5 protein-coding genes are annotated in these 3,063 nt (G+C 58.8%); 1 reads left to right on the top strand and 4 read right to left on the bottom strand.

Features of this window, described 5'->3' with window-relative positions; genetic code table 11:
* The 3 genes from AB4043_RS20415 to AB4043_RS20405 all read right to left on the bottom strand — a co-directional run.
* The coding region (locus AB4043_RS20415; RefSeq protein WP_442307926.1) for an RES family NAD+ phosphorylase at positions 1-309 on the bottom strand (309 nt) is incomplete at its 3' end.
* A gap of 32 nt (positions 310-341) precedes the next feature.
* On the bottom strand, positions 342-788 hold the full coding sequence (locus AB4043_RS20410) for an MbcA/ParS/Xre antitoxin family protein (RefSeq protein ID WP_442302809.1): 447 nt from the start codon (positions 786-788) through the stop codon (positions 342-344).
* Positions 789-856: 68 nt separating this feature from the next.
* A complete protein-coding gene (locus AB4043_RS20405; RefSeq protein ID WP_442302810.1) occupies positions 857-1,528 on the bottom strand; it encodes a sigma-70 family RNA polymerase sigma factor in 672 nt (223 codons plus the stop codon).
* 141 nt (positions 1,529-1,669) lie between these two features.
* Between AB4043_RS20405 and AB4043_RS20400 the strand changes: the two genes are divergently transcribed.
* Positions 1,670-2,056 (top strand): hypothetical protein, encoded by a 387-nt coding sequence (locus AB4043_RS20400; RefSeq protein WP_442302811.1) that lies wholly within the window; start codon positions 1,670-1,672, stop codon positions 2,054-2,056.
* 57 nt (positions 2,057-2,113) lie between these two features.
* Here AB4043_RS20400 and AB4043_RS20395 read toward each other — a convergent pair.
* A partial coding sequence (locus AB4043_RS20395; protein WP_442307925.1) for a diguanylate cyclase occupies positions 2,114-3,063 on the bottom strand: 950 nt, incomplete at its 5' end.

The following is a 3,063-nucleotide window of genomic DNA, read 5'->3' as shown; positions in this document are numbered from 1 at the left end:
GTGATAGCCAACTTCGTCCAGTGAGGTTTCAAGCTTGTCCGCGGCATACCAGGCTCCCCGGGTGGAGTCGTTAAACCTCGATCCAGTAGGGCTTGGATGAAGGTAAGCCGCGCGGATGATATGGGCATTTGGGATGCCATAGACGAGCTCATAGGTGCTGATGCCAATCAGACCAGACTGTTCGCCCTGAATACGATCGTTCGTGGCTCCGTCGAGACGGATGAGCTTTGCGAGCATCTCGTCATCGTCCGCAAGACCGCTGAGCACGGTACCGCTGTCGCTGTAGCGGGAGGGGATCAAGCGATGCATTCGGTCCTGGTCAATTCGCCGGACAGGCGGAGTCACTGCCCGCCCCGCCAGGCATCGAGCATACGGCGGACATCCAGCATGCCGGGCATGCCACGCTGGATCATATAGGCTAGCGGGCTTCGGCCGGAGAAGAGCGGTCCACGATTTTCAAGCGTAATCCAGCGGTCTGCCCAAGGCTTGCCGAAGTAGATGTGGAGCGCCTTGTAGATGCCGATCAACAGCGAGATACGGGTAAGGGTGTCTTGATCGAGCGTCCGCCTGGGGTTGGTCTTCCAGGCATGAAAGGTGGAAGAGGCAACTCCACCGAGCAACGCGCGCGACTGCTCCTCGTTCAGGTCCCACTTTTTACGGAGATTGAGAAACGCCTTAATCGCCGCAGAGGAGAGCTCCGCGCGCTCAGATGGATTGCCGAGATCGGCGCCGGAGTCAAAGTCATAGCCTGCGACCCTGGGAAGAACGAGCGTTGCGGCGGCTGCCATGAGCATTCCTCGCTTTCGAGGAAAATTATCCTCGAAAGCGAGATTAAAAGCAAGACCCGCCGGGGAGGTTAGCAGTAAACCGGAGGTTCCACCCTGGCCGCCGGCGCCAGGCGATGGGCAATCATGCGGCGGGCGCGCATCAGGCGAGATTTGGCGGCGGCGTTCGACAGGCCATGCTTGACGGCGAGTTCTTCCACTGGAAGCTCCTTCACGATTCTGTCCTTGGCGACGCCCTGCAGGATCGTGGGGAGCTGGCCGATCGCCTTGTGCAGCCGCCTCCGTGCCTCCCAGTCGAAATAATGCTCCTCCGGTGTAGGGCAGGTGGCTGCCAGGTGCAGGACCGGTTTACTGGTCTCATTGCCGAGCAGATCTTCGAGTGCGAGGGTGGGGTGCCGTCTCTTCTTCCTGAGCTGCATCAGCGCGGAGTTGATAGAGATGCGGGTGATCCAGGTTGCGAAGGTGGCTTCGCCGCGGAAGGTGGAAAGCTTGCGAAAGGCCCGGAACATGGCGTCCTGAACGGCGTCCTCGGCATCCTCAGTGTTCTTCAGGATACGCAGTGCCGCTTTGTAAGCCGTTCCTTTGTGCCGTTTCATCAGCTCGCTCCAGGCCGAGAGATCTCCTGTGCGGCTTAGCGCGACGAGCTCTTCCGAGTTGATGGTTGTCTGCTGGGCGATCATTCTCTGCGGGGCGGTCGCTCTCTGCTGAGTATTGTGCGGTAAATGGGCAAACGATGTAGGCACGGAAATCCTCCAGGGGGATGGTTCTTGCAGGTCCGTATCAGTCCCGATGCTTTGAGGATGGCAGAGAGGAAAGCAATGTCACAGCCACTTTGGGGGGATGTGTCCCGCCCTACTTCAGGGGATAGGAGAATGCCCCATTTGTTGAAAGCTGTAATTCTCGGCTTCTTTAGGAGCGACAATTATGTCATGTCGGATCGAAGCGGGCAGTCGGGGGATGAAATATACCCCGACGATTTCCATACCAGGAACATTCGGCTTGAGTCAGCATTAGCCATTGCCGATCTTCCGCCGGCAGATATTGCAGCTTATCTCCGCCGACACCCCGACGTTGCCAACGACCTGCTCCTTGAGTCCTGCGACAAGCGGTTCAGTCCGTCCTCATTCATAACGGAGAACGATTACGGCTTTACTGTTGGCTGGTACTCACTGGGGGCGGGATACCAATGCACCAGACAATTCTCTGAATTGGCGGATGCTGCCACCGATTATCTATTGTTTTCGCTCGGCAAAGGTCGATGGATACGGTAGGGAGTTGGAGATGAAATCGCCATCGAATAGCTCTGCTATGGCCGTACTACGGTTGTTCTACACCAAAGGAGCCGCCGCGCATACACGATTACGCCCTTCCGCTTTCGCGCGGTAAAGGGCGGTATCGGCCGCGTGCAGCAGGCGAACGAAATCGGTGTCCGGCATCTGGAGGGCGGTCGCGACGCCACAGCTCACGGTTGTCCACAAACCGATCTCCGGTCGAGCTATGGGCTGTTTCGGTGCGGGAGCTCCGGCGGTATGCACCATCATGCGGGCACGTTCCGCGACAGACAGAGCCGTCATCAGGTCAGCGCCGGGGAGCAGGAGCACAAACTCTTCGCCGCCATAACGTGCAGCGAAGTCGCCATGGCCGCGCATGGACTGCTGCACCAGGGCAGCGACGCGGCGAATCACCGCATCTCCGTAGAGGTGTCCCTGGGTGTCATTCACCAGTTTGAAATGATCGATGTCGATCATGACGGCCGACAGCGGCTGGCCGGTCTCTGCCGCGTTCTGCCACAGCTCCCGTACGCGGCGGTCAAAGGCTGTGCGGTTAGCCAGTTGGGTCAGGCTGTCCAGATGCGACACCGCCTCCAGCTCACGGTTCAATTGTCCAAGCTCTATGTTCAGTTGGTGGAGTTCGGTGTTCTTCAGGTCATTGCTCTGCTGCAGGAGATAGGAAAGGCGCTCATCCCGTTCCAGGCTGTAGTTGGCAAGCAGCATCATGGCGGCGCAGCAGGCGGAGACGCTGCCAAGCCCCAGGGTTCCAAGGAGCGATGCGGTCCAGTTGATACGGAGAAACGCGATGGAGGTGACGATGTATGCCACCGAACAGAACAGGGCATAGCTCCAGCGCAGGCGCATCACGATATTGGTGATGAGCAGCAACAACATCAGGCTTGCCTGCATGTGGGCCAGCAGCGTCTCTCCGGGACCGGAATAGAGATAAAAGAAGCTTCCGGCCGCTAAGCCCGCCACCGCTATCACGGTGATGCCGCGGACGAGGC

This window comes from Terriglobus sp. YAF25, assembly GCF_052113305.1.
Taxonomy (GTDB): Bacteria; Acidobacteriota; Terriglobia; order Terriglobales; family Acidobacteriaceae; genus Terriglobus.
This window is presented reverse-complemented; position numbering and strand designations above follow the sequence as displayed.

Bases quoted from the DNA above. Each gene is read 5' to 3' on its own strand.
- AB4043_RS20410 (WP_442302809.1), bottom strand. From the start codon at position 788: ATGGCAGCCGCCGCAACGCTCGTTCTTCCCAGGGTCGCAGGCTATGAC.